The 21,116-nt window shown below is 69.8% G+C and carries 20 protein-coding genes; 8 read left to right on the top strand and 12 right to left on the bottom strand.

What is annotated here, in order from left to right:
- Positions 1-72: 72 nt before the first annotated feature.
- Positions 73-1,065 carry a galactofuranose ABC transporter, permease protein YjfF gene (gene yjfF / locus VET29_RS17845; RefSeq protein WP_324921618.1) on the top strand — a complete coding sequence of 331 codons (993 nt, stop codon included), beginning with the start codon at positions 73-75 and terminating at the stop codon, positions 1,063-1,065.
- Here yjfF and VET29_RS17840 read toward each other — a convergent pair.
- The 7 genes from VET29_RS17840 to ilvA form a co-directional block, all read right to left on the bottom strand.
- Positions 995-2,014 carry a branched-chain amino acid ABC transporter permease gene (locus VET29_RS17840; RefSeq protein ID WP_324921616.1) on the bottom strand — a complete coding sequence of 340 codons (1,020 nt, stop codon included), beginning with the start codon at positions 2,012-2,014 and terminating at the stop codon, positions 995-997. The genes yjfF and VET29_RS17840 overlap by 71 nt on opposite strands.
- Positions 2,011-2,877 carry a branched-chain amino acid ABC transporter permease gene (locus VET29_RS17835; RefSeq protein WP_324921615.1) on the bottom strand — a complete coding sequence of 289 codons (867 nt, stop codon included), beginning with the start codon at positions 2,875-2,877 and terminating at the stop codon, positions 2,011-2,013. Before VET29_RS17835 ends, VET29_RS17840 begins: the two co-directional genes overlap by 4 nt.
- 48 nt (positions 2,878-2,925) lie before the next feature.
- Positions 2,926-4,164, bottom strand: a complete 1,239-nt coding sequence (locus VET29_RS17830) for an ABC transporter substrate-binding protein (RefSeq protein WP_324921614.1) — start codon at positions 4,162-4,164, stop codon at positions 2,926-2,928.
- Positions 4,165-4,200: 36 nt separating this feature from the next.
- Positions 4,201-4,875, bottom strand: a complete 675-nt coding sequence (locus VET29_RS17825) for an ABC transporter ATP-binding protein (RefSeq protein WP_324921611.1) — start codon at positions 4,873-4,875, stop codon at positions 4,201-4,203.
- A gap of 10 nt (positions 4,876-4,885) precedes the next feature.
- A complete protein-coding gene (locus VET29_RS17820) occupies positions 4,886-5,626 on the bottom strand; it encodes an ABC transporter ATP-binding protein (RefSeq protein WP_414636528.1) in 741 nt (246 codons plus the stop codon).
- Positions 5,627-5,734: 108 nt separating this feature from the next.
- Complete coding sequence (locus VET29_RS17815) at positions 5,735-6,523, bottom strand: 3-hydroxybutyrate dehydrogenase (protein ID WP_324921606.1); 789 nt, start codon at positions 6,521-6,523, stop codon at positions 5,735-5,737.
- Between the two features lie 226 nt (positions 6,524-6,749).
- On the bottom strand, positions 6,750-7,979 hold the full coding sequence (gene ilvA / locus VET29_RS17810; RefSeq protein ID WP_324921604.1) for a threonine ammonia-lyase IlvA: 1,230 nt from the start codon (positions 7,977-7,979) through the stop codon (positions 6,750-6,752).
- Positions 7,980-8,007: 28 nt separating this feature from the next.
- Here ilvA and hrpB point away from each other — a divergent pair, with 28 nt between their 5' ends.
- Positions 8,008-10,404, top strand: coding sequence for an ATP-dependent helicase HrpB (hrpB, locus tag VET29_RS17805; RefSeq protein ID WP_324921602.1), 2,397 nt, complete (start codon positions 8,008-8,010; stop codon positions 10,402-10,404).
- A 431-nt stretch (positions 10,405-10,835) separates the two neighbouring features.
- Here the strand turns inward: hrpB and VET29_RS17800 are convergent, their stop codons facing one another.
- From VET29_RS17800 to VET29_RS17785, 4 genes are all read right to left on the bottom strand, one after another.
- Positions 10,836-11,798, bottom strand: coding sequence for an asparaginase (locus VET29_RS17800; RefSeq protein WP_324921600.1), 963 nt, complete (start codon positions 11,796-11,798; stop codon positions 10,836-10,838).
- Complete coding sequence (locus tag VET29_RS17795; RefSeq protein ID WP_324921598.1) at positions 11,791-12,516, bottom strand: amino acid ABC transporter permease; 726 nt, start codon at positions 12,514-12,516, stop codon at positions 11,791-11,793. The genes VET29_RS17800 and VET29_RS17795 overlap by 8 nt, the downstream gene beginning before the upstream one ends.
- Positions 12,517-12,647: 131 nt before the next feature.
- Complete coding sequence (locus VET29_RS17790) at positions 12,648-13,292, bottom strand: amino acid ABC transporter permease (RefSeq protein ID WP_324921597.1); 645 nt, start codon at positions 13,290-13,292, stop codon at positions 12,648-12,650.
- On the bottom strand, positions 13,292-14,212 hold the full coding sequence (locus tag VET29_RS17785; RefSeq protein WP_324921595.1) for a glutamate ABC transporter substrate-binding protein: 921 nt from the start codon (positions 14,210-14,212) through the stop codon (positions 13,292-13,294). Before VET29_RS17785 ends, VET29_RS17790 begins: the two co-directional genes overlap by 1 nt.
- A 92-nt stretch (positions 14,213-14,304) precedes the next feature.
- On the opposite strand from VET29_RS17785, the gene VET29_RS17780 reads away from it, so the two are divergent.
- Positions 14,305-15,468, top strand: a complete 1,164-nt coding sequence (locus VET29_RS17780) for an ROK family protein (protein ID WP_324921593.1) — start codon at positions 14,305-14,307, stop codon at positions 15,466-15,468.
- A 143-nt stretch (positions 15,469-15,611) separates the two neighbouring features.
- Positions 15,612-17,264 carry an ABC-F family ATP-binding cassette domain-containing protein gene (locus VET29_RS17775; RefSeq protein ID WP_324921591.1) on the top strand — a complete coding sequence of 551 codons (1,653 nt, stop codon included), beginning with the start codon at positions 15,612-15,614 and terminating at the stop codon, positions 17,262-17,264.
- 117 nt (positions 17,265-17,381) lie between these two features.
- On the opposite strand, the gene VET29_RS17770 is transcribed toward VET29_RS17775, so the two are convergent.
- Complete coding sequence (locus tag VET29_RS17770) at positions 17,382-17,705, bottom strand: antibiotic biosynthesis monooxygenase (RefSeq protein WP_324921589.1); 324 nt, start codon at positions 17,703-17,705, stop codon at positions 17,382-17,384.
- Positions 17,706-17,760: 55 nt separating this feature from the next.
- On the opposite strand from VET29_RS17770, the gene VET29_RS17765 reads away from it, so the two are divergent.
- From VET29_RS17765 to VET29_RS17750, 4 genes are all read left to right on the top strand, one after another.
- Complete coding sequence (locus VET29_RS17765) at positions 17,761-18,375, top strand: histidine phosphatase family protein (protein ID WP_324921587.1); 615 nt, start codon at positions 17,761-17,763, stop codon at positions 18,373-18,375.
- Positions 18,376-18,468: 93 nt separating this feature from the next.
- Positions 18,469-19,383 (top strand): ABC transporter ATP-binding protein, encoded by a 915-nt coding sequence (locus VET29_RS17760; protein ID WP_324921584.1) that lies wholly within the window; start codon positions 18,469-18,471, stop codon positions 19,381-19,383.
- Positions 19,380-20,147, top strand: coding sequence for an ABC transporter permease (locus VET29_RS17755; RefSeq protein ID WP_324921582.1), 768 nt, complete (start codon positions 19,380-19,382; stop codon positions 20,145-20,147). Before VET29_RS17760 ends, VET29_RS17755 begins: the two co-directional genes overlap by 4 nt.
- On the top strand, positions 20,147-21,100 hold the full coding sequence (locus VET29_RS17750; protein ID WP_324921580.1) for a hypothetical protein: 954 nt from the start codon (positions 20,147-20,149) through the stop codon (positions 21,098-21,100). The genes VET29_RS17755 and VET29_RS17750 overlap by 1 nt, the downstream gene beginning before the upstream one ends.
- Positions 21,101-21,116: the final 16 nt, after the last annotated feature.

The raw sequence follows: 21,116 nt of genomic DNA, 5'->3' as shown, positions 1-21,116 counted from the left end.
CGCACCCTCCCGCGGCACCCGTCACCCCGTCACTCCCCCGACCCCGGCCGTATCCCGGAAAGCAGGTGCCCGGTGAGCCTTCTCGCCCGCATTCCCTCCCGCTTTCTTCCGGTCATCGCGACCTTCGTGGTGTTCGTGCTGACCTTCGGGGCCGGGTCGGTCCGTTACGAGGGGTTCGGAACGGCGCAGATCTTCGCCAACCTGTTCATCGACAACTCGTTCCTCATCGTCGTCGCGGTCGGGATGACGTTCGTGATCCTCACCGGCGGCATCGACCTGTCCGTCGGGTCGGTGGTGGCGTTGTCCACGATGATCGCCGCCGCCACGCTCCGGGCCGGGTGGCCTGCGTGGCTGGTGATGATCGCCGTGCTCGGGACGGGGGCCCTGCTCGGCCTCGGCATGGGGCTCATGATCCACCGGTTCGGCGTGCAGCCGTTCATCGCCACGCTCGCGGGGATGTTTCTCGCCCGCGGCCTGTGCTTCGTGATCAGCGTCGATTCGGTGTCCATCAAGGAACACACGTTCCGCGACATCGCGACCGCCACCATCGAGCTGGGCAACGTGACGATCACCTACAGCGTCGTCATCGCCCTCGTCGTCGTGGCGGTCGCGGCGTACGTGCTGCACCTGACCCGCTTCGGCAGGACGGTCTACGCCATCGGCGGCAGCGAGTCCTCCGCCACGCTCATGGGCCTGCGGACCGGCCGGGTCAAGGTAGGTGTGTACGTGATCAGCGGTTTCTGCTCCGCGCTGGGCGGGTTGCTGTTCGGCTTCTACATGCTGTCGGGCTACAGCCTGCACGCCGTCGGCCTGGAACTGGACGCCATCGCGGCGGTCGTCGTCGGCGGCACGCTGCTGACCGGTGGCGTCGGCTACGTGGTCGGCTCGGTGTTCGGCGTGCTCGTCCTGGGCACGGTCCAGACGCTGATCTCGTTCCAGGGCACGCTCAGCTCCTGGTGGACGAAGATCTTCATCGGCGTGCTGCTGCTGGTGTTCATCGCGTTGCAACGGTTGATCGTGCGTCGCCGGCCGCTTCGGCCGTCGCCGGCGGCGGCGCTGTCCTAGCGCGCCGCCGGAGCAGTTGCCTCGCGGTACCCCAGATCCCGCGGCGGAACACCAGCACGGTCAGCACGAAGATCGCGCCGGTGACCACGCCGACCGCGTCGATCCCGGCCGTCGCGAGGTAGTCCTCCAGCACGACGATGATGCCCGCGCCCAGCACCGGGCCCCACAGCGTGCCCATGCCGCCGAGGATGTTCATCACGACGGCCTTCCCGGACGTCGTCCAGTACACCTCCTGCAGCGACGCGAACCCGTGCCCGACCGCGTACACGCCGCCGGCGATCCCGGCCAGGAACGCGGAGATCACGAACACCTGGACCTTGTAGCGGTCCACGGGATAGCCCAGCGCGCGGGCCCGTGCCGGGTTCTCCCGGATCGCCACCATGACCCGCCCGAACGGCGAGTGCACCACCCGCCACGCCGCGAGGAGTCCCAACAGGATCAGCGGAACGGCCGCGTAGTAGAAGTAGAACGAGTCCGACAGGTCCATCCCGAACGCCACCCGCGGGATGCCCTGCAGGCCGTTCTCGCCGCCGGTCATCCACCGCCACTGGTTCGCGACGAAGTACACCAGCTGCGCGAACGCCAGCGTCACCATCGCGAAGTAGATCCCGGTGCGCCGCACGGACAGCAGTGCGATCGGCACCGCGACCACCGCCGCCAGCACCGCTCCGCCGAGCACCGCGACATAGAACGGCAGACCGGTGTGGACGGCGATGACACCGGTCGTGTAGGCCGAGGTCCCCCAGAACGCGGCGTGCCCGAACGACAGCAGGCCGGTGTAGCCGAGCAGCAGGTCCAGGGCGACCGCGAACAGCGCCCACGCCGTGATGTCCAGCGCCACCGGCGGGTAGATCCACCACGGCAGCCCGAACGCGACCACCAGCCCGACCACGAGCAGCGCCAACCGGCCGAGCAGTGACCTGCCTTCGAACAGCCTGGAGATGATCACGTGCGGACGCCTTCCTCGCGGCCGAACAGGCCGGCGGGTCGCAGCAGCAACACCAACGCCATGAGCACGAACACCAGGCTCTGTGAGAGCGCCGACGCGTAGAAGTTCGCGACCGCGGTGAGCATCCCGACCGCGTAGCCCGCGGTCACCGACCCGAACACCGAGCCGAGCCCGCCGATCACGACGACCGCGAAGATCACGATGATCAGGTCGGCGCCCATGTTCGCGTTGACGGCACGCATCGGCGCGGCCAGCACGCCGGCGAGCCCGGCCAGCGCGATGCCGAACCCGAACACGGGCGTGACCCACCGCCGCACGTCGATGCCCAGTGCCCGCGTGAGCTCCGGCCGTTCGGTCGACGCACGCACGATCACGCCGACCCGCGTCCGTGCCAGCACCAGCCACACCAGCACCGACACGACGACCGAGAACGCGAACACGAACACCTGGTACTTGGGATAGTCGAACAGCCCGAGGTTCACGGTGCCGTCCAGCAGCGCGGGCCGCGCGTACGGCTGGGACTGCGCGCCGTACCTGAGCCGCACGACGTCCTGCAGGATCAGCGCGACGCCGAACGTGAGCAGGAAGTTGTACAGCGGGTCGAGCCGCACCAGCCGCGCGACGAGCAGCCGCTCGAAGGCCATCCCGAGGAGGCCGAGCACGACCGGCACCACGAGCAGCGCGAGCCACCACGACAGCCCGACGGTGTCCAGCAGCACGAACGCGCCGACCGCGCCGAGCATGTAGAACGCGCCGTGCGCGAAGTTGACCACGCCGAGCATGCCGAAGATCACCGAGAGGCCGAGCGCCAGCAACGCGTAGAAACTGCCGCTCACCAACCCGTTGAACAGCTGCTGCGCCATTCCGCCTCCCCGGACCTCACCGTGTTGGTCACGCTCCGCTCGAGGACGTCATCCCATGTGGCAGCCGCTGTCCGCGGCCTTGCGGAACGCCTGGTCCGCCGGGATCTTGTGCACCAGCTCGGTGAAGTCGCCGTCCTCCTTCATGTCCGCGGGTTCCTTCACCTTCACCAGGTACGCGTCGTGCACGACCCGGTGGTCCTCCGCGCGGAACTTGGCGTTGTGGGCGAAGAAGTCGTCGAACTCGTAGCCGTCCAGCTCCTTGCGGACCGCGTCGGCGCCGTCGGTGCCGGCCCGCTGCACGGCCTCCAGGTACTGCATGGCGGAGGAGTAGCTCGCGGCGTGGTCGAAGGTCGGCCACTTGCCGGTGCGCTCCTTGAAGCGCTCGGCCCACGCCCTGCTCTTCGCGTCCAGGTTCCAGAACCACGCGGTGGTGAAGAGCGTGCCCGCCAACGAGTCCACGCCGATCGACGCGATGTCGGTGTCGAACATGAGGCCCACCGCGAGCCCGACACCCTTGGCCTTGAGCCCGAACTCGTTGTACTGCTTGACGACGTTCACCAGGTCGCCACCGGCCTGCATGGCGCCGAGCACGTCCGGCTTCGGGTTCAGGTTCGGCGCCTTGGTCATGAACGTCGAGAAGTTGTCGTTGGGGAACGGCGTCGGGTCGGCCGCGCCCACCGTGCCACCGGCCTTCTCGATGGCGGCGGTGAAGTTCTTTGTCATGTCCTGGCCGAACGCGTAGTCCGGATAGATGATGTACCACCGTTTCGCGCCCTGCTGGGTCAGCGTGGTGCCGGTGCCCTGCGCGAGCATGTAGGTGTCGTAGGCGTAGTGGTAGGTGTAGGCGTTGCACTGCGCGCCGGTCAGCTCGGTGGTCGCGGCGCCGGTGTTGAAGTACAGCTTCTTGTTCTGCTTGGCCACGGTGGCGATGGCGAGCGCGGCGGACGAGGTCGGCACGTCGAAGATCGCGTCCACGCCGTTGCGGTCGTACATCTCGCGGGCGACGGTGTTGGCGATGTCCGGCTTGTTCTGGTGGTCGGCGGAACTCACCTCGATGTTCTTCGTGACCGCGTCGTCGGCGTGCGCCTTCTTGAAGTCGTCGACGGCCATCCGCACGGCCTCGACCGAGTTCTTCCCGCCGACGTCGGAGTAGACACCCGACAGGTCGTTGATGACGCCGAGCCTGATCGTGTCGCCGCTGATCTTGCCGCCACCGCCCTGCGGGCCGCCGCCGCACCCGGCGAGCACGACCCCTGCTATGACGACCGCCGCCCGAATCCTGGCCATGTCGTGCTCCTTCCGACTTGCGTTGGACGCTCCGCGTCAGATCCCCAGGTACTCCAGCAGTTCGTGCTCCCGCTGCTCGACCTCGGCGTTGTCGAGTGACTCGACGATCCGGCCCTGGCTCATCAGGTAGTGCCGGTCCGCCACGGTCGTCGCGAAGTGGATGTTCTGTTCGATCAGCAACACGGTCACGCCGTGCTGCGACACTGTCCGGATGATGTCGCCGATCTGCTGGACGAGGATCGGCGACAGCCCCTCGGTCGGTTCGTCGGCCAGCAGCAGCCGCGCGCCCATGCGCAGCACCCGCGCGACCGACAGCATCTGTTGCTCCCCACCGGAAAGATGGGTGCCGGCCTGCTTCCTGCGCGCCTTCAGGACCGGGAACGCCTCGTAGATCCGCTGAAGCGACCACGCGTCGGGGCCCGTCCGGGGCGTCAGGGTGAGGTTCTCCTCGACGGTGAGCGTCGCGTAGATGCCCCGGTCGTCCGGCACGTAACCGAGCCCGAGCCGGCATCGCTTGTGCGACCCCAGTCTGGCGATGTCCGTGCCGTCGAGCAGGATGGCCCCGGTCATCGACCGGTGCAGCCCCATGAGGCATCGCAGCAGCGTGGTCTTGCCGGCGCCGTTGCGGCCGACGAGCGTCACGACCTCACCGGCGGCCACGTCGAGCGAGACCCCCTGCAGGACCGTGGCCTCGCCGTAGTGAGCGCTCATCTCCCGGACGCTAAGCACGGGGCTCTCCCAGGTAGGCGGTGATCACGCGCGGGTCGCCGCGGACATCCTCGTACGGGCCCTCGGCGAGCACCTTCCCGAACTGCAGCACGGTGACCCGGTCGGTGAGGTCGCCGACGACCTTCATGTTGTGTTCCACCAGAACCACCGTGCGGTCGGCACGGATGCGCCGGATGAGGTCGACGGTCAGCGCCACGTCCTCGACGCCCATGCCCGCGGTCGGTTCGTCGAGCAGCAGCAGGCGCGGCGACAGCGCCAGTGCAAGCGCCAGCTCGAGCGCCCGCTTCTGGCCGTACGCGAGGCTGCCCGCCGCCTTGCCGGCGTGTGCGGTGAGGCCGACCTGGTCGAGCAGCTCGGCCGTCTCGTCGCGGTACCGGCCCAGTTGCCGTTCGGAGCGCCAGAAGCGGTAGCCGCGGCCGTCCCGGCCCTGCAACGCCAGCTCGACGTGCTCGGTGAGCGTCAGCTCCTCGAACAGGCTGGTGATCTGGAAGGAGCGGGCGACTCCCCGCTGCGCGATCCGCTCCGGCCGCAGGCCGGTGACGTCCTGCCCGTCCAGCTCGATCACCCCTGCCGTCGGCGCGAGGAAACCGGTCAGCAGGTTGAACAGCGTGGTCTTGCCGGCGCCGTTCGGGCCGACGAGGGCGTGCACGGTCCCGGCGGCCACTTCCAGGTCGACGCCGTTGACCGCACGGAACCCGTTGAACTCCCGGACGAGTCCCCGTGTACGCAACATCGGTGTGGCGCCGGTCACCTCGATGACCTTAGAGATTGCCGAATGTATGCAACATGGCCGACACGTCCACAAGGTCCGTCCCGGATGTGTTCATTTCCTACATAGCGGCTACCGCGCCGTCCACCCACCGTCGATTCTCAACGACGAACCGGTGATCGCCGAGGCGGCGTCGCCGCACAGGTACGCCACCAGCTCCGCGATCTCGTCGGGCTCGATCAGCCGCTTCACCGCGGCGGGCCCGAGCATCACCTCGTCGACGACCCTGTCCGCCGTGATGCCGAGTGTCCTCGCCTGCGCGTCGACCTGGTTCGTGACGAGCGGCGTGTTGGCGTAGGCCGGGTTGACGCAGTTCGAGGTCACCCCGTGCTCGGCGCCTTCGAGGGCGATGACCTTCGAGAGCCCTTCGAGCCCGTGCTTCGCGGCGGTGTACGCGGACTTGTACGGGGACGCGACCAGTCCGTGCACGCTGGAGATGTTGACGATCCGGCCCCAGCCCTGGGCATACATGTGCGGCAGCGCCATGCGCACGATCCGGAAGGGCGCCTCGAGCATCACGCGGAGCAGGTAGGAGAATCGCTCCGGCGGGAAGTCCTCGATGGGTGCCACGTGCTGCAGGCCGGCGTTGTTGACGACGATGTCGACGGCCAGGTCGAGCCGGTCGACGGCGTCCAGGTCGGCGAGGTCGACGATCACCGGCTCGACTTCGATCTTCGAACCAAGCGACTCAGTCTCCGAAGCAAGCCCTTCGATCTCCGAAACAAGTGCTTCGAGCGCCGCACCATCGCGGTCGGCGGCGACGACGGCAGCCCCGGCGGCGGCGAGCCGTATCGCGCAGGCCCGTCCGATTCCCCCGCCCGCGCCGGTCACCAACGCACGCCGCCCTGCCAGTTCGCTCATACTCCCGAAGTTACGCGCGGCACCGAACCCCGTTCCACGTCTGCGGCAGCCACACCGCGGGGCCGTTCGATGTCGGTCCCCCACATGTCGGGTGGCGATGCCGACCACGACGGGTCGCGGACGGAGCTTTTGTCAGGCTCGGAACCGTCCCGCGCCCCGGGGACCGGTGCCGTGTGGCTGGTGCGGTGTCCGCCAACGTTCGCCGGGTCTGTCCGTGGGCACCGCACTAGACGAGGAACGTGAACAGCGGGCTGTCCGGCGGCACACGCTCGATGCGGTGGGGCGCGGACTCCATGCGCTTGAGCATGGCCTGGAGGTTCTCCGGTGCGCCGAGCTCGATGCCGACGAGCGCGGGACCGGTCTCGCGGTTGTTGCGCTTGACGTACTCGAAGAGGGTGATGTCGTCGTCGGGGCCGAGGACGTCGTCCAGGAACCGGCGCAGGGCGCCCGGCTCCTGGGGGAACTCGACGAGGAAGTAGTGCTTGCGGCCTTCGAAGATCAAAGCGCGTTCGACGATCTCCGCATACCGGCTGACGTCGTTGTTGCCGCCGGACAGCACGCAGACGACGGTCGCGCCGGGCGGCAGGTCGAGCATGCCGAGCGAGGCCGGCGCGAGGGCGCCGGCGGGCTCGCTGATGATGCCGTCGGACTGGTACAGGTCCAGCATCTCCACGCAGATCTGGCCTTCCGGCACGGCGACGAGCCGGGGCCGGTGGGCGGCGGCGAGGCGGTAGGTGTGCGTGCCCACCTGGCGCACGGCCGCGCCGTCGACGAACGGGTCCATTTCGGCGAGCGGTGCCGGTCCGCCGGACGCCAGGGCGTGGGCCATGCTCGCGGCGCCGGCCGGCTCGGCGCCGATGACGTGTGTGCCGGACCCGAGCCAGGCGAGCGCGCCGGCCAGGAGGCCGCCGCCACCGACCGGCACGACCAGCGCATCCGGAACCTGGCCGAGCTGCGTCTCGATCTCGGCGGTCACGGTGCCCTGGCCGGCGATCGTGTGTGGGTCGTCGAAGGCCGGAATGAGGATGCGGCCGGTCGTCGCGGCGTAGGCGGTGGCCTCGTGGGAGGCCTCGTCGTAGGTCTCGCCCTCGACGACGATCTCGACGTGGCGGCCGCCGAGGGTGGCCACGCGGTCGCGCTTCTGCCTGGGGGTGGTGCGGGGCAGGTACACCCGCGCCCGCACACCGAGCGATGCGCACGCGAACGCGACGCCCTGCCCGTGGTTGCCGGCGCTGGCGCAGACCACGCCCCGCTCCCGGTCGGCCGGGCTGAGCGCGCTGACGAAGTTGAAGGCGCCGCGACCCTTGTAGGAGCGGACCGTGTTGAGGTCCTCCCGTTTGAGCCACACGTCCAGGTCATGCCGCGCGGAGAGCCGCTCGTTGCGCTGCAGCGGGCTCGGCGGGATCACTCCCGCGAACCGCTCCGCCGCCGCGGCGACGTCCACCTTGGAAACCACTCCCGTGACCCTACCTAGACTCGAGGCCGTGCTTCCTGGCGACCTACCCGACCTGCCGGTGCGCGCGGTCCTGGCCGAGGTGACCGCCGCGCTGGACGAGCACGGCACGGCGGTGCTGGTGGCACCACCCGGCACCGGCAAGACGACGGTCGTCCCGTTAGCGCTAACAGGCAGGATCGTGGTTGCCGAGCCCAGACGGCTGGCGGCCCGCGCTGCGGCGGCCCGGATGGCGGCACTAATAGGCGAACCGGTGGGCCGGACGGTCGGCTACGCGGTCCGCGGAGACCGGAAGACCTCGAAGGACACGAGAATCGAGGTGGTCACCACGGGCCTGCTGGTACGACGGCTGCAACACGACCCAAGCCTGCCCGGCGTCAACACGATCATGCTGGACGAGGTCCATGAGCGCCACCTGGACGCCGACCTGTTGTTAGCGCTAACTCTAGATGCGCGGGCCGGCCTGCGCCCGGACCTGCGCCTGCTGGCCACGTCCGCGACCGTGGCCACCGACCGGATAGCCGCGCTGCTCGGCGAGCACACACCGGTCATCGAGGCACACGTCCGCACGTATCCGGTGACCGTCTCCTACGACCCACCGGCCCGCGGCGAACGAGTCGAGCGGCACGTGGCCCGCACCGTCCACACAGCACTGTCCGAATCGGCCGGTGACGTGTTGGTCTTCCTCCCCGGCGCCGGGGAGATAGCCCGCGTGTCGAACCTGATCCAGGACGACGTCGAGATCGTCCCACTACACGGCCGTCTGCCGGCGGCACGGCAGGACGCGGCACTGAGACCGGGCACGCGGAGACGGGTCGTACTGGCCACCGCAGTGGCCGAGTCCAGCCTGACGGTGCCGGGCGTGCGTGTGGTGGTCGACTCCGGGCTCGCGCGCGTACCACGCATGGACCACCGGCGCGGCCTGTCGGGCCTGGTCACCACGAGGGTGTCGGCGTCGGTGGCCGAGCAGCGGGCCGGGCGCGCGGGCAGGGAGGCACCGGGCCGGGTGTACCGCTGCTGGCCGGAACACGAGCACGCGACACTGCCGGCGCAGCCGGAGCCGGAGATCCGCACGGCCGACCTGACAAGACTGGCACTGGAGTTGGCGTGCTGGGGCACCCCCGACGGCACCGCGTTGGACTGGTGGGACCCGCCACCACCGGGAGCGTTGGCGGCAGGCCGAGCAGTACTCAGCGCACTGGGCGCCCTGGACAGGACGGGTGCGGTGACCGCCCGAGGTCGCCGGATCGCGGGCGTGGGCCTGCACCCACGACTGGCAAGAGCGTTGCTGGACGGCGCGGAGGCGGTAGGAGCGACGGAGGCGGCCGAGGTAGTCGCACTCCTGGACGACGACACACTGGCGACGAGCACGTCGGTCGAGGACACCCTCCGCCGACTACGCGCGGATGGCTCACCCCGGTGGGAACGCGAGGTCCGCAGACTGGCCGCACTGGTGCCGAACCGTCCACAAGGGACCCGGGATCCGGCGCTGGTGGTCGCTCTCGCCTACCCCGAACGCCTGGCGAGAAGACGTTCCCCGGGCTCACCGGTGTACCTGATGGCGGGCGGCACGGCGGCGGAGCTGGCGGACAGCGGCGAGTGGCTGGCGATCGCGAGCGCGGACCGCCAGCCGGGCCGGGCACAGGGCAGGATTCGTCTGGCGGCACGCGCGGACCAGTCACTGGCGGAACGAGCCGCGCCGGCCCTGCTGTCGGAGGCGGACGAGATCGGCTGGACGGACGGCGACGTGGTGGCGCGACACGTCCGCCGCCTGGGCGCGATCATCCTGCGAGAGCGGCCACTGCCGAACCCGGACCCCACAAGGGTGCGGGAGGCACTGACCGAGGGCCTCCGCGCCGAGGGCCTGGACCTACTGACGTGGACCGACAAAGCAAATCGCCTACGCCAGCGACTGGCACTACTGCACCGGGTCCTAGGTCCCCCGTGGCCGGACATGTCCGAGGAAGCCCTGGTCGAGGCGGCGCCGAGTTGGCTGGGCCCGGCACTGGCAACCGCCCGCCGCCGCACAGACCTGACCAGGATCGACGTCCACGCGGCGCTGTCGCGACTACTTCCCTGGCCAGCGGCGGGCCGCCTGGAAGAACTGGCGCCAGACCGGTTGGAAGTGCCGTCAGGCGCGAAGATCCGCGTGGACTACTCGGCCGAGGAGCCGGTACTACCGGTCAAACTGCAGGAGACATTCGGCTGGACCACAACCCCCACGATCGCCGACGGCCGCGTGCCGGTGCTGCTCCACCTGCTCTCCCCCGCCGGCCACCCGGTGGCCGTAACCCGCGACCTGGCCACGTTCTGGCACGAAGGCTATCGCCAGGTGCGCGCGGAGCTACGCGGCCGGTACCCGAAGCATCCGTGGCCGGAGGATCCACTGACCGCCACCCCCACAGCCCGCACCAACCGCCGCCGATGACCCCGGGCGACCTCCGGCCCCCGAATCCAGCGTACCGTCGACCACCGACGAAACTGGCCGATGCCGGACGCGAACGGACCGTTCGCGCGAACAGATCACGAAGGCCGAGCACTGTTCCGATCACTGTTTCGACCACTGCCCCGAACCACGACACCGCCCGAACCACAGCACCACCCAAACGACAGCGGCCTCCGGCCCCCGGTATCCAGCGTATCGGGAGGCACCGACACTTCCCTTGACCTGAAAGGCAACCGGGAACAGGTTCACCCGCCCAACCCGCACGAAAGGGACTCTCGTGCGGCCGGGGCCCCCCGATTTCCAGTCTACCGGCCGGCACCGACATAACCGTCGCCTGTGGACAGGCGCCTGTGGATGGCCGAGAACTGTCGGCGGCCGATGGTAGCGTGGAACCGGGGGCCGGAGGCCAACCCTCAGCCGCCGAGGACGGTGCGGACCTCGTCGCTCGGGCGGATCTCTCCTACCACCCTTCCGCCGCCCAGCACCCCGGCCTCGGACTGTCGCAGGGACTCCGCCGCCGACACGTCCACGCCCAGTGCGCCGAGGACCGCCAGCGCGAGGATCGTTGTGGCCCTGGGGTTACCGTCGATCACCTTCATCGCCACGGCCTCGCCGGTGGCCGCCGCCGCCATCAGCACGCCCTCCGCGCCGCCCTTGCACACCGTTCCCGGCACCAGCTGCATGAACCGGCTGTTCTGGTGACCCCGGCCGCCGACGTACTCGGGTTCCGCGCGCATCGCGTCCGCCACCGCGCGTTCCGGTGAGCCCGGTGCGGCCAGCACCAGCGACCGCGCCGCCCGAGCGAGGCCGACCACCGTGGTCGAGAACAGTGGGGCGCCGCAGCCGTCCACCGCGACATGCGTCACCGGGCCGGCCGACTCCTCCAGGCGCGCGCGGATCGACTTCTGCACGGGATGCTCCGGTGACAGGTAGCCCTCGATCGACCATCCGTTGTGGACGCTGCACGCCAGCATGGCCGCGTGCTTGCCCGAGCAGTTCATCCGCACCGGGCTCGGCCCGTCGCCCGCACGGATGAGTCGGTGTCTCGTCGCCTCGTCCTCGGGCCAGTCCGGCACACACCCGAGGTCCTCTTCGGACAGTCCCGCCTCTGTCAGGATCGAGCGGACCACCGCGACGTGGCGGTCCTCGCCGGTGTGGCTGCCGGCCGACAGGGCGGTGCCGGCCACCGACAGTGTCAGGCCCGCGGCTCGGCAGCCCACCGCCTGCCACGGTTTCGTCGTCGAGCGGGGCAGGATCGTCGCGTTCGGCTCGCCCAGCGATATCGCCATCGTGCCGTCCGCGGCCAGGCCGACCAGCGTGCCGTAGTGCCGGCTCTCCACCAGACCGGACCGCTCCACCACCGCCAGCTCAGCCATGTGTCCTCTCCGACGACCGCCGCAGCCTGTGTGCCACGAACGACAATGAACCGTTGCACACCAGGTAGATGAACGTCACGACCAGGAAGGTCTGCACCAGGAGGTGGTTGTACGCCGACAGCACCTGCGCCCGGTACAGCAGCTCGGTGAACGCCACCACGTACCCGAGCGACGTGTCCTTCAACAGGCTCACCAGCTGGCTCACGAGCGACGGCGTCACATGCCGTACCGCCTGCGGCAGCACCACGTACCGCATCGCCTGCGCGCGGGTCATCCCCAGCGACAACGCCGCCTCCGACTGTCCACGCGGGAGGCTCAGGATCCCCGCACGGAAGATCTCCGCGAACGCCGCCGCGTTCGCCACCGTCAACGGCAGTGCCAGCTTCCACAGCAGCGGCAGGTTCACGCCCACGCTGGGCAGCGCGAACAGTGTCACGTAGATCATCAGCAGCACGGGCAGCGTGCGGGCGATCTCGATGTACCCGGTGGCGAGCCAGCGCACCACCCGAACCCCCGACAGCCGCCCCAGCGCGAGGAACACCCCGGCCACCGCGCTCAGCACGGCGACGTACGCGGCCGCCTCCAGCGTGCCCAGCAACCCGACCAGCAAATACTTCCAGATCGGCCACTGCGTGAACGGTGCCCAGCGTGCCGCGTCGAGTTGGCCGTGCCGGGCGAACTGCCACAGCCCCAGGCCGAGCAACACTGCCAGCACCACTCCGCTGACCGCAGACCAGATAGCGATCCGGCGCCGCGCGCGTGGGCCTGGAGCGTCGTAGAGGACGGCCATCGCAGGAAGCCCTTCGGTCTTCGAAGGCCTTCCTGCGAATTTCGAACGAAGGAATCCAGTCATCGAACGATCGCCACCCGTCGTTCGAGCCAACCGGTGCCCAGGCCGATCAACAGAGCAAGCACCATGTACGTCAGGCCGGCGCCTACGAAAATCGGAATCGGCTGTGCGTGGATCAGGTTCGTCTTGTTGGCGGCCGCCGTCAGTTCGACGATGCCCACCGCCGCGAACAGCGACGTGTTCATCACCAGCGCGATCATCACGTTGCCCACCGGCTGCACCACGGCCCGCAGCGCCTGCGGAAGGATCACTGACCCCAGCGTCTGCCGGAATGTCAACCCGAGCGCTCGGGCCGCCTCCGCCTGCCCGAGCGCGACCGTGTTCACCCCGCTGCGCACGGCCTCCGCGACGTACGCCGCCTCGTAGATCACCAGCACGACCACGGCGGTCATCGGCAGCGGCATCAGCAGGCCGGCGTCCGGCAGCGCGAACACGAACAGCACCAGCAGCGCGAGCAGCGGCACGTTCAGGAACAGCTGCACGTAGGCGAAGGCCACACCCCGCAGCACGGGGATCGGGCTGACGCGCATCGCGGTCACGATCACGCCGAGGGCCAGCGCGCCCACCGCGGACAGGACCGCCATCCACAGGGTGGTCAGCAGGCCCTGCAGCAGCGGTCCGAGGTCGCCGAGCAGTGCCTGCATCAGGAGCCGGGCACGGATCCGATGGCGGGTGGGGTCGGCGGCGCCGAGTCGACGACCGTACCGAGCGAACTCTTCCAGGCCTGCGCCCACTGACCGCCGTCCTGGACCTTCTTCAGCCAGTCGTTGACGAATTTCTTGAAGTCGTCGTCGCCGTGCTTGAGGCCGATGCCGTACGGCTCCTTCGTGAACGGGTTGCCGACCACGGAAAGTTGCGGATTCGCCTTGGCGTCACTAGCAAGGATGGTGAGGTCCTGGACGTACGCGTCGCCGCGGCCCTGCAGCAGCGCGGTGACCGCCTGCGGATCGGTACCGAACGTGATGATCTGCGCGGTTGGCTGAACTTTTGGTACCTCGGTGACGGCCGGCGTGTTGGCCCCGACGATCACTTTTCTGCCGCCGAGGTCGTCGACGCCCTTGATGCCGGTGTTACCGGATTTCACGGCCACGGCCAGGCCAGACTCGAAGTACGGGCCCGCGAACGCGACCTGTGTGGCCCGTTCCTCGGTGATCGTGTAGGTGTTGAAGACGACGTCGACCGTGCCGTTCGCGAGGAGCGCCTCACGGGTCTCCGTGGCCGGCGGTACGATCTCGACTTCCGGCTTCCCCAAGATGTACACCGCCAGCAGCTTCGCCAGGTCGGCGTCGAAACCGGTCACTTCATCGGGGTTGCTCGGGTTCTGCTGGGACAGCAACGGCGCGTCGAGCGCCTCCGCCACGATCAGCTTGCCACGTTGCTTGATCCGCTCCATGGTCGAGCCAGGCAGGATCGCGGCGGCCTCGGCCACCGGCGCGTCCTTGAACAGATCCGGGCTGGTCGTGGCGCCGCCCGCCGGTGGCACGGCCGACTCACCTCCGCTTCCGCACCCCGCGAGCACGACGGCGAGGGTGCCGGCGGTAACTAACAGCACACGACCCTTCATCGATTTTCCTCCGACTTGGTTCGATTGTCGAAACCATATGTGCGAAAATCGAAGTAAGTCAAGCGAGAATCGAAGTAAGGTATGAGTTTCGTATGACCAGTCCCCGCGTCGCTCCCGACTCCCCCGGCGCCGTCCTGCAGCTCATCCGGGCGGGAGCGGTGTCGTCGCGCGCCAAGCTCGCGAAGCTCCTCGGCGTGTCCGCGTCGACCGCGGGATTGCGCGTCCAGGCCCTGATCGACCACGGCTACGTGCAGGAGCTGGACGACGGGCTGCCGCAGGGTGGCCGCCGTCCCCGGCGCATCGTGCTGCGACCTGACTACGGCGAAGTCATCGCGGTGGACCTTGGCAGCCATCACGCCGCCATGGGCCAGTACGACATGAACTTCAGGTTGATCGAGGAGCACGAGCACACGCCCGTGCGGATCGAGGAAGGCCCCGACGCCGTGCTCGGGTGGGTCACCGAGACGATCGAGAACCAGAAGATCGAACCCAAGCGGCTGCGGGGCATCACCATCGGCGTTCCCGGTCCGGTGGACGCCGGAACCGGTCGCGTGGTGTCGCCGTCGCGGATGCCCGGCTGGCACGGGGTGAACGTGCGGGTCCAGATGTTCGGCCGGGGGGCCAGGGTGCCGGTGCTCGTCGACAACGACGCGAACCTCGCTGGGCTCGGCGAACATGCCGTCGCACCCGTCGAGCACATGGTGTACCTGAAGGCAGGCAGCGGCATCGGCTGCGGGGTGATCGCGTCAGGCCGGCTGCACCGCGGCTCGGTCGGCGCGGCGGGCGACATCAGCCACCTGCCGGTGCCCGGCCACGAGCACACTCCGTGCTCCTGTGGGCGCAGCGGCTGCCTGGACACGGTGGCGAGCGGCGCCGCGCTCGTCCGTGACCTCCAGACGGTCGGTGCACGGGTACGGACTCCCAACGACGTGGTCGCGCTGGCCGCGGACGCCGACCCCATCGCCACCCGCATGCTGCGGGACGCGGGCCGGGCGACGGGCGAGCTGCTCGCGACGGTGGTCAACTTCTTCAACCCGGACGCGCTGGTGATCGGCGGCCTGCTGAGTCGCACGGAGCCGTTCGTCGCCAGCGTTCGGGCCGCGGTGTTCGAACGCAGCCTGCCCATGGCGACGGAGAACCTGCAGGTCCGTACCAGTCGGGCGGGGCACCGCGCGGGCATCCACGGCGGGGCTCGGCTCATGGTCGAACACCTGCTGGATCCCCAGCGCGTCAACGAGACGATCGAGAACGGCTGACGAGTGGCACACGCCACATCGGCGGCCGGGATCGCCGGTAACGCATGCGTGGGCACCGGCGATGAGACAGTTGACCCCGTGGTGCTGGCGGACCCCCGACCTGGCAGCACCACGGGGTTTCGTCATGTCTACGCTCCGGAACAGTGAGCGCAACATTGGTCGCCAAGGGGTTGGCCGCCGGGTTCGGTGAGCGGGTGCTGTTCTCCGGTCTGGATCTCGTGGTGGCACCCGGCGACGTGGTGGGTCTGGTCGGGGTCAACGGGGCCGGCAAGTCGACGCTGCTGAGGATCCTGGGCGGCGTCGCCGCGCCGGACGACGGCAGCGTGCGGCTCAACCCGCCGACGGCGAACGTCGGCTATCTCCCGCAGGAGCCCGATCGTCGGCCGGGTGAGACCGTTCGCGCTTTTCTCGGCCGCCGCACCGGCGTCACCACGGCACAGACTTCGATGGACGACGCAACCACCGCGCTCAGCGAAGGCAGACCGGGCGCCGACGAGGACTACGCGGTGACGCTCGAACGTTGGCTCGCGCTCGGCGGCGCCGACCTGGACGAACGCATGGACGAGGTGGTCGCGGACCTCGGGCTGACCGTCGACCTCGACACGCACATGACCGCACTGTCCGGCGGGCAGGCCGCGCGCGCCGGCATGGCGTCGCTGTTGCTGTCCCGGTACGACATCTTCCTGCTCGACGAGCCGACCAACGACCTGGACCTCGACGGGCTCGCGCGGCTGGAGGCATTCGTGACCGGACTGCGGGCGGGCACCGTGCTGGTGAGCCACGACCGCGAGTTCCTGAGCCGCACGGTCACCGGCGTGGTGGAACTGGACCTGCCGCAGCAGCAGGTGAACACCTACGGCGGCGGCTACGAGTCCTACCTCGCGGAGCGGGAGGTGGCGCGCCGGCACGCGCGGGAGCGGTACGAGGACTTCGCGGACACGAAGGCCTCGCTGGAGCTGCGGGCACGGACGCAACGAGCGTGGATGGACAAGGGTGTCCGCAACGCCCGGCGCAAGTCGACCGACAACGACAAGATAGGCCGGAACAAGCGCGTGGAGGCGACCGAGAAGCAGGCATCGAAGGCCCGGCAGACGGACCGGATGATCGAGCGGCTGGACGTCGTCGAGGAGCCGCGCAAGGAATGGGAGCTGCGGATGGAGATCGCCGCGGCGCCCAGGGCCGGCGCGGTCGTCGCGGTGCTGCGGGGGGCGGTGGTGCGGCGCGGGTCGTTCACGCTCGGTCCGGTCGACCTGCAGATCGACTGGGCGGACAAGGTCGCCATCACCGGCGCGAACGGCGCTGGCAAGTCGACGCTGCTCGCCGCGCTGCTGGGGCGCGCCGAGCTGGTGGAGGGGACCTCGTCGCTCGGGCCGAGCGTGCGGGTCGGCGAGGTTGACCAGGCCCGCGCCTTGTTCACCGGACAGGAGACGCTGCTCGCCGCGTTCGAGGAGCAACTGCCCGAGACGGCGCCTACGGATCTACGCACACTGCTTGCGAAGTTCGGACTCACGGCGGCACATGTGCGGCGCCCCGCTGGCAGCCTCTCCCCCGGCGAGCGCACGCGGGCGGCCCTGGCGCTGCTCCAGGCGCGCGGGGTGAACCTGCTGGTGCTGGACGAGCCGACGAACCATCTCGACCTGCCGGCCATCGAGCAGCTGGAGTCGGCCCTGGCGAACTACCCCGGAACGCTCCTGCTGGTGACACACGACCGTCGCATGCTCGAGGCCGTGCACACCAACCGTCACCTGGAGGTGGTGAACGGCGTGGTGACCAGTCCGCCTCCCCGGAATTCCTGAGTGCGGGTTGCGTCCCGGCCGTTGGCACGGGTGGCGAGGTGGACCGTGGTTGGCCTCGTCACGGTCCCCTGAGGAAACGGTTGTCGAGCGTGGACGTTCGCACGACGATCCCAGGACCTAGCCGGCGATCGCGGCGAGCAGCACCTCAGACGCCCAGGCGTTCTTGACCTCCACGTGACGCAGGCCGCGGGACTCCGCGATGTGGCGGAACCACTCGTGGCACTCCGGCACGGTGTCGATCAGTCGCGCGGCCTCCTCCGCCTCGGCGCGGCTGCGCCACAGGATCGCGTCCAGCCAGGCATCCTCGCCCTCCTTGGTCAGGAAGGCGGCCAGGCAGGCGGGAAACCGCCGCCGCAACGCCTCGATCATCGCCGGGCGCTCTGCCAGCAGCTTGTCCTCCGCGCCCTCGTGGATCGTGAAGCGGGCAAGTTCGATCACCATGCGCGAAAACCTAACCCGAACCATCGACGCTCGCTCACCGTTAGGCTGCTCGATCATGCTACGAGCATGGTTGATCAGGCATGGCGAGAGTGAGTCCAACGCGGGCACGCCGTCCACAGTCCCCGGCGCGAGCCCGCTCACCGCACGTGGTCGGGAGCAGGCCGAACGCGTCGCCGCCGCGCTGCCGGAGCAGCCCGCGCTGATCGTCACCTCGCCCTACCTGCGTGCGGTCCAGACCGCCGAGCCCACCGTGGCCCGGTTCCCGGACGTGCGCCGCGAGGAGTGGCCGGTCCAGGAGTTCACCTATCTCGGCGACCTCCACGATCGGCTCACCACCAGCGAAGAACGCTGGCCGTACGTCGTCGAATACTGGAACCGCGCCGACCCGCATCTCGCGGTCGGCGGCGCGGAGTCGTTCGCCGGCCTGATCGGCCGGATCAACGACTGCATCGACCGTCTCACAAAGCAACCGACGGGGCCGGTGGCGGTCTTCACGCACGGGATCTTCATGCATGCCGTGGCGTGGGTGCTCCTGACCGACGCCGACCCTCTGGACATGCGGGGCTTCCAGAACTTCTCGAGAGGCCTCGTCGTCGACAACGGCGCGGTTTTCGAACTGAGGTTCCCGGACGGCGCACCACCCGTGCTGGCTCTCGGCGCCACCTGGTGATTCCTGGGAGTTTCCTGGGAACGCCCCGGCGTTTCGCGAGGACGGCCCGTCCGTTCCCAGCAACCCGTCACCTCGCGCCGACAGCCTTGCGCCATGAGCGACACGATCATCGAGGCGGTCGGCCTCACCAAACGCTACGGCGACACGCTCGCCGTCGACGTGCTCACGTTCACCGTCCAGCCGGGTAGGGTCACCGGCTTCCTCGGGCCGAACGGCGCCGGCAAGTCCACGACAATGCGGCTCGTCCTGGGACTCGACGCGCCCACCGCGGGAACCGTCACGGTCGCCGGGCAGCGCTACGCGGACCTGGCGCGGCCGCTGCACACGGTCGGCGCGCTGCTCGACGCACGGGCCGTGCACCCCGGCCGCAGCGCCGCCAACCACCTGCTCGCACTGGCACAGGCGGCCGGCATCGCGCGAACACGGGTCGACGAGGTGCTCGGGCTCGTCGGGCTGGAGAGCATCGCGGGCCGGCGTGCGGGGACGTTCTCGCTGGGCATGAGCCAGCGGCTTGGCATCGCGGCCGCGCTGCTCGGGGACCCGCCGGTGGTGATGTTCGACGAGCCCGTCAACGGCCTGGACCCGGAGGGCATTCGCTGGATCCGGACGCTCATGCGCGGTCTCGCCGCGGAGGGCCGGACCGTGCTGGTGTCGAGCCACCTGATGGGCGAGATGGCGCTCACCGCCCAGCACCTGCTGGTCATCGGGCGGGGCCGGCTGCTGGCCGACTCGACCGTCGACGAGTTCCTCCACCGGCACGGGACCGAGAACGTGCTGGTCCGCGCCGGCGAGCAGGACGGACTCGCGCGGTTGCTGCGCCGGTCGGGTGCGCATCTCGGCACGGACGGCGACGCGCTGCTGGTTCAAGGGCTGACGGCCACCGAGATCGGCAAGCTCGCCGCCGCGGACGGGATCGCGCTCGCGGAGCTGACGCCGCGACGGGACTCGCTCGAGGACGTGTTCATGACACTAACCGCCGACGCGGTCGAGTTCGGGGTGAGCGCGTGAACATCCTCCGTTCCGAATGGACCAAGTTCGCCAGCCTGCGCTCGACCTGGCTCACGGCGACGGTGACGGTCGTGCTCGCGCTGTCCGTCGGCGCGCTGTCCGCGACGGGACAGGCGCGCGGCTACCCCGACGCCTCCGCCGCCGAGCGCACGGCCTGGGACCCGACCGCGGCCAGCCTCACCGCCATCACGGTCGCGCAGCTCGCGATCGGGGTGCTCGGCGTGCTGGTGATCACCGCCGAGTACGCGACCGGCTCGATCCAGCCCAGCCTGCTGGCCGTGCCGCGGCGCGGCCGGCTCCTCGCGGCGAAGGCCGGAGTGTTCACGCTGGTCGCGGTGCTGATCGGTCAGCTGATCGGGTTCACGTCGTTCTTCCTCGGCCAGGCGGTGTTCGCCGGCCAGGGCGTCCCGTACGCGACGCTCGGCCAGCCCGAGGTGGCCCGCGCGGTCATCGGCGGCGGCCTGTATCTTGCGGCGCTCGGCCTGCTGGGTCTCGGCCTCGGCACGGTGCTGCGGTCGACCGCGGGCGCGATCGGCACGCTGGTGACGGTCACGCTGCTCGTGCGGGCGGTCGCACAGGCGCTGCCGGAGCGGATGGCGGCCTGGGTGAACAAGTACTGGCCGACGGCCTCGGGAGAACGGATCTTTTCGGTCGTGCCGACGGACGGCGCGCTCGCCCCGTGGCCGGGCTTCGGCCTTCTGTGCGCCTGTGTCGCGGCGGTGGGTGCCGGCGGCTACCTGCTGCTGCGCACGAAGGACGCGTGATGGCCGGCCAGGCCGTCGCCGCCGGTTCGTGGACCGAACCGGCGGCACGCAAGGAGGTTCTCGTCGGCGCCGCCGCCGGTCTGGTCGCGTGGCTGGGGATGGCCGGCTGGGCGGCACTGGGGGTGTCCCTCGCCGGCTTCGGCGCCGCGACCACACCCGCCGCGGTGGCGCTCGCCGTCGGTGGCTCCGCCGGGGTCAGCCGGGACCTGCTCACCGGGTCGGTCTCCTTGCTACCGCTGGGAGTCTCACTGGTCGGCGCCGTGCTGCTGGCGGTCGTGCTCACGTCCTGGCAGCGAGTCGCCGGCGCCGCGGCGGTGTTCGTGACCGGCCTGCACGTGCTGCCGTTCCTGCCCGCCGGGCAGCTGGACATCCGGTTCTGGCCGACGCTGCTCGGCGGGCTGCTGTGGCTCGCGGTCGTGCTGGGGCTCCGGGTCGGCATGTGGTGGCTGCCGAAGCTTCGGAAAGTGGTCGCGGTGCTGCTGGGTGCCGCAGGGCTTGCTTTGATCGTCGGAGTACTTGCTTCGATTTTCGGCGGCACCCGGGTTCTCGGCACGATGGTGCTGGCCGCGCCGAACCTGCTCTGTGTCGCGCTGACCAGAGGACTTGGTACGCCGTGGACGGTCGAAGGGCCGAACCTGCCACTGCCCACTGTGGAAACTGGAGGACTTGGTCCGATCGCCGCACCCATGTGGCCGCTCGTCGTAATAAGTGCCGCGATTCTCGTACTCATCGCGTTGTTCGCCGAATGGCACACGCCGTGGGTCGCCACGTTGTGTTTCGGCGGCATGGCGGCCCTCGGCGGCGCGCACGTCGAGTTCCGGGCCGGGCTGTTCAGCATCGACCTGGGTGTCGGGGGAAACGTGCTCGCGGCTGCCGGCATGGGGCTTCTCGCCGGGTTGGCGGCATGCCTGCTCGTCCAGGCCGTCCGGTACTGGCATCGTCAGCTGGCATGAGCGGAGCGGGCGGAGC

Origin of the sequence: Actinophytocola sp., assembly GCF_035634895.1 — a bacterium.
Lineage (GTDB): Bacteria > Actinomycetota > Actinomycetes > Mycobacteriales > Pseudonocardiaceae > Actinophytocola.
This window is presented reverse-complemented; position numbering and strand designations above follow the sequence as displayed.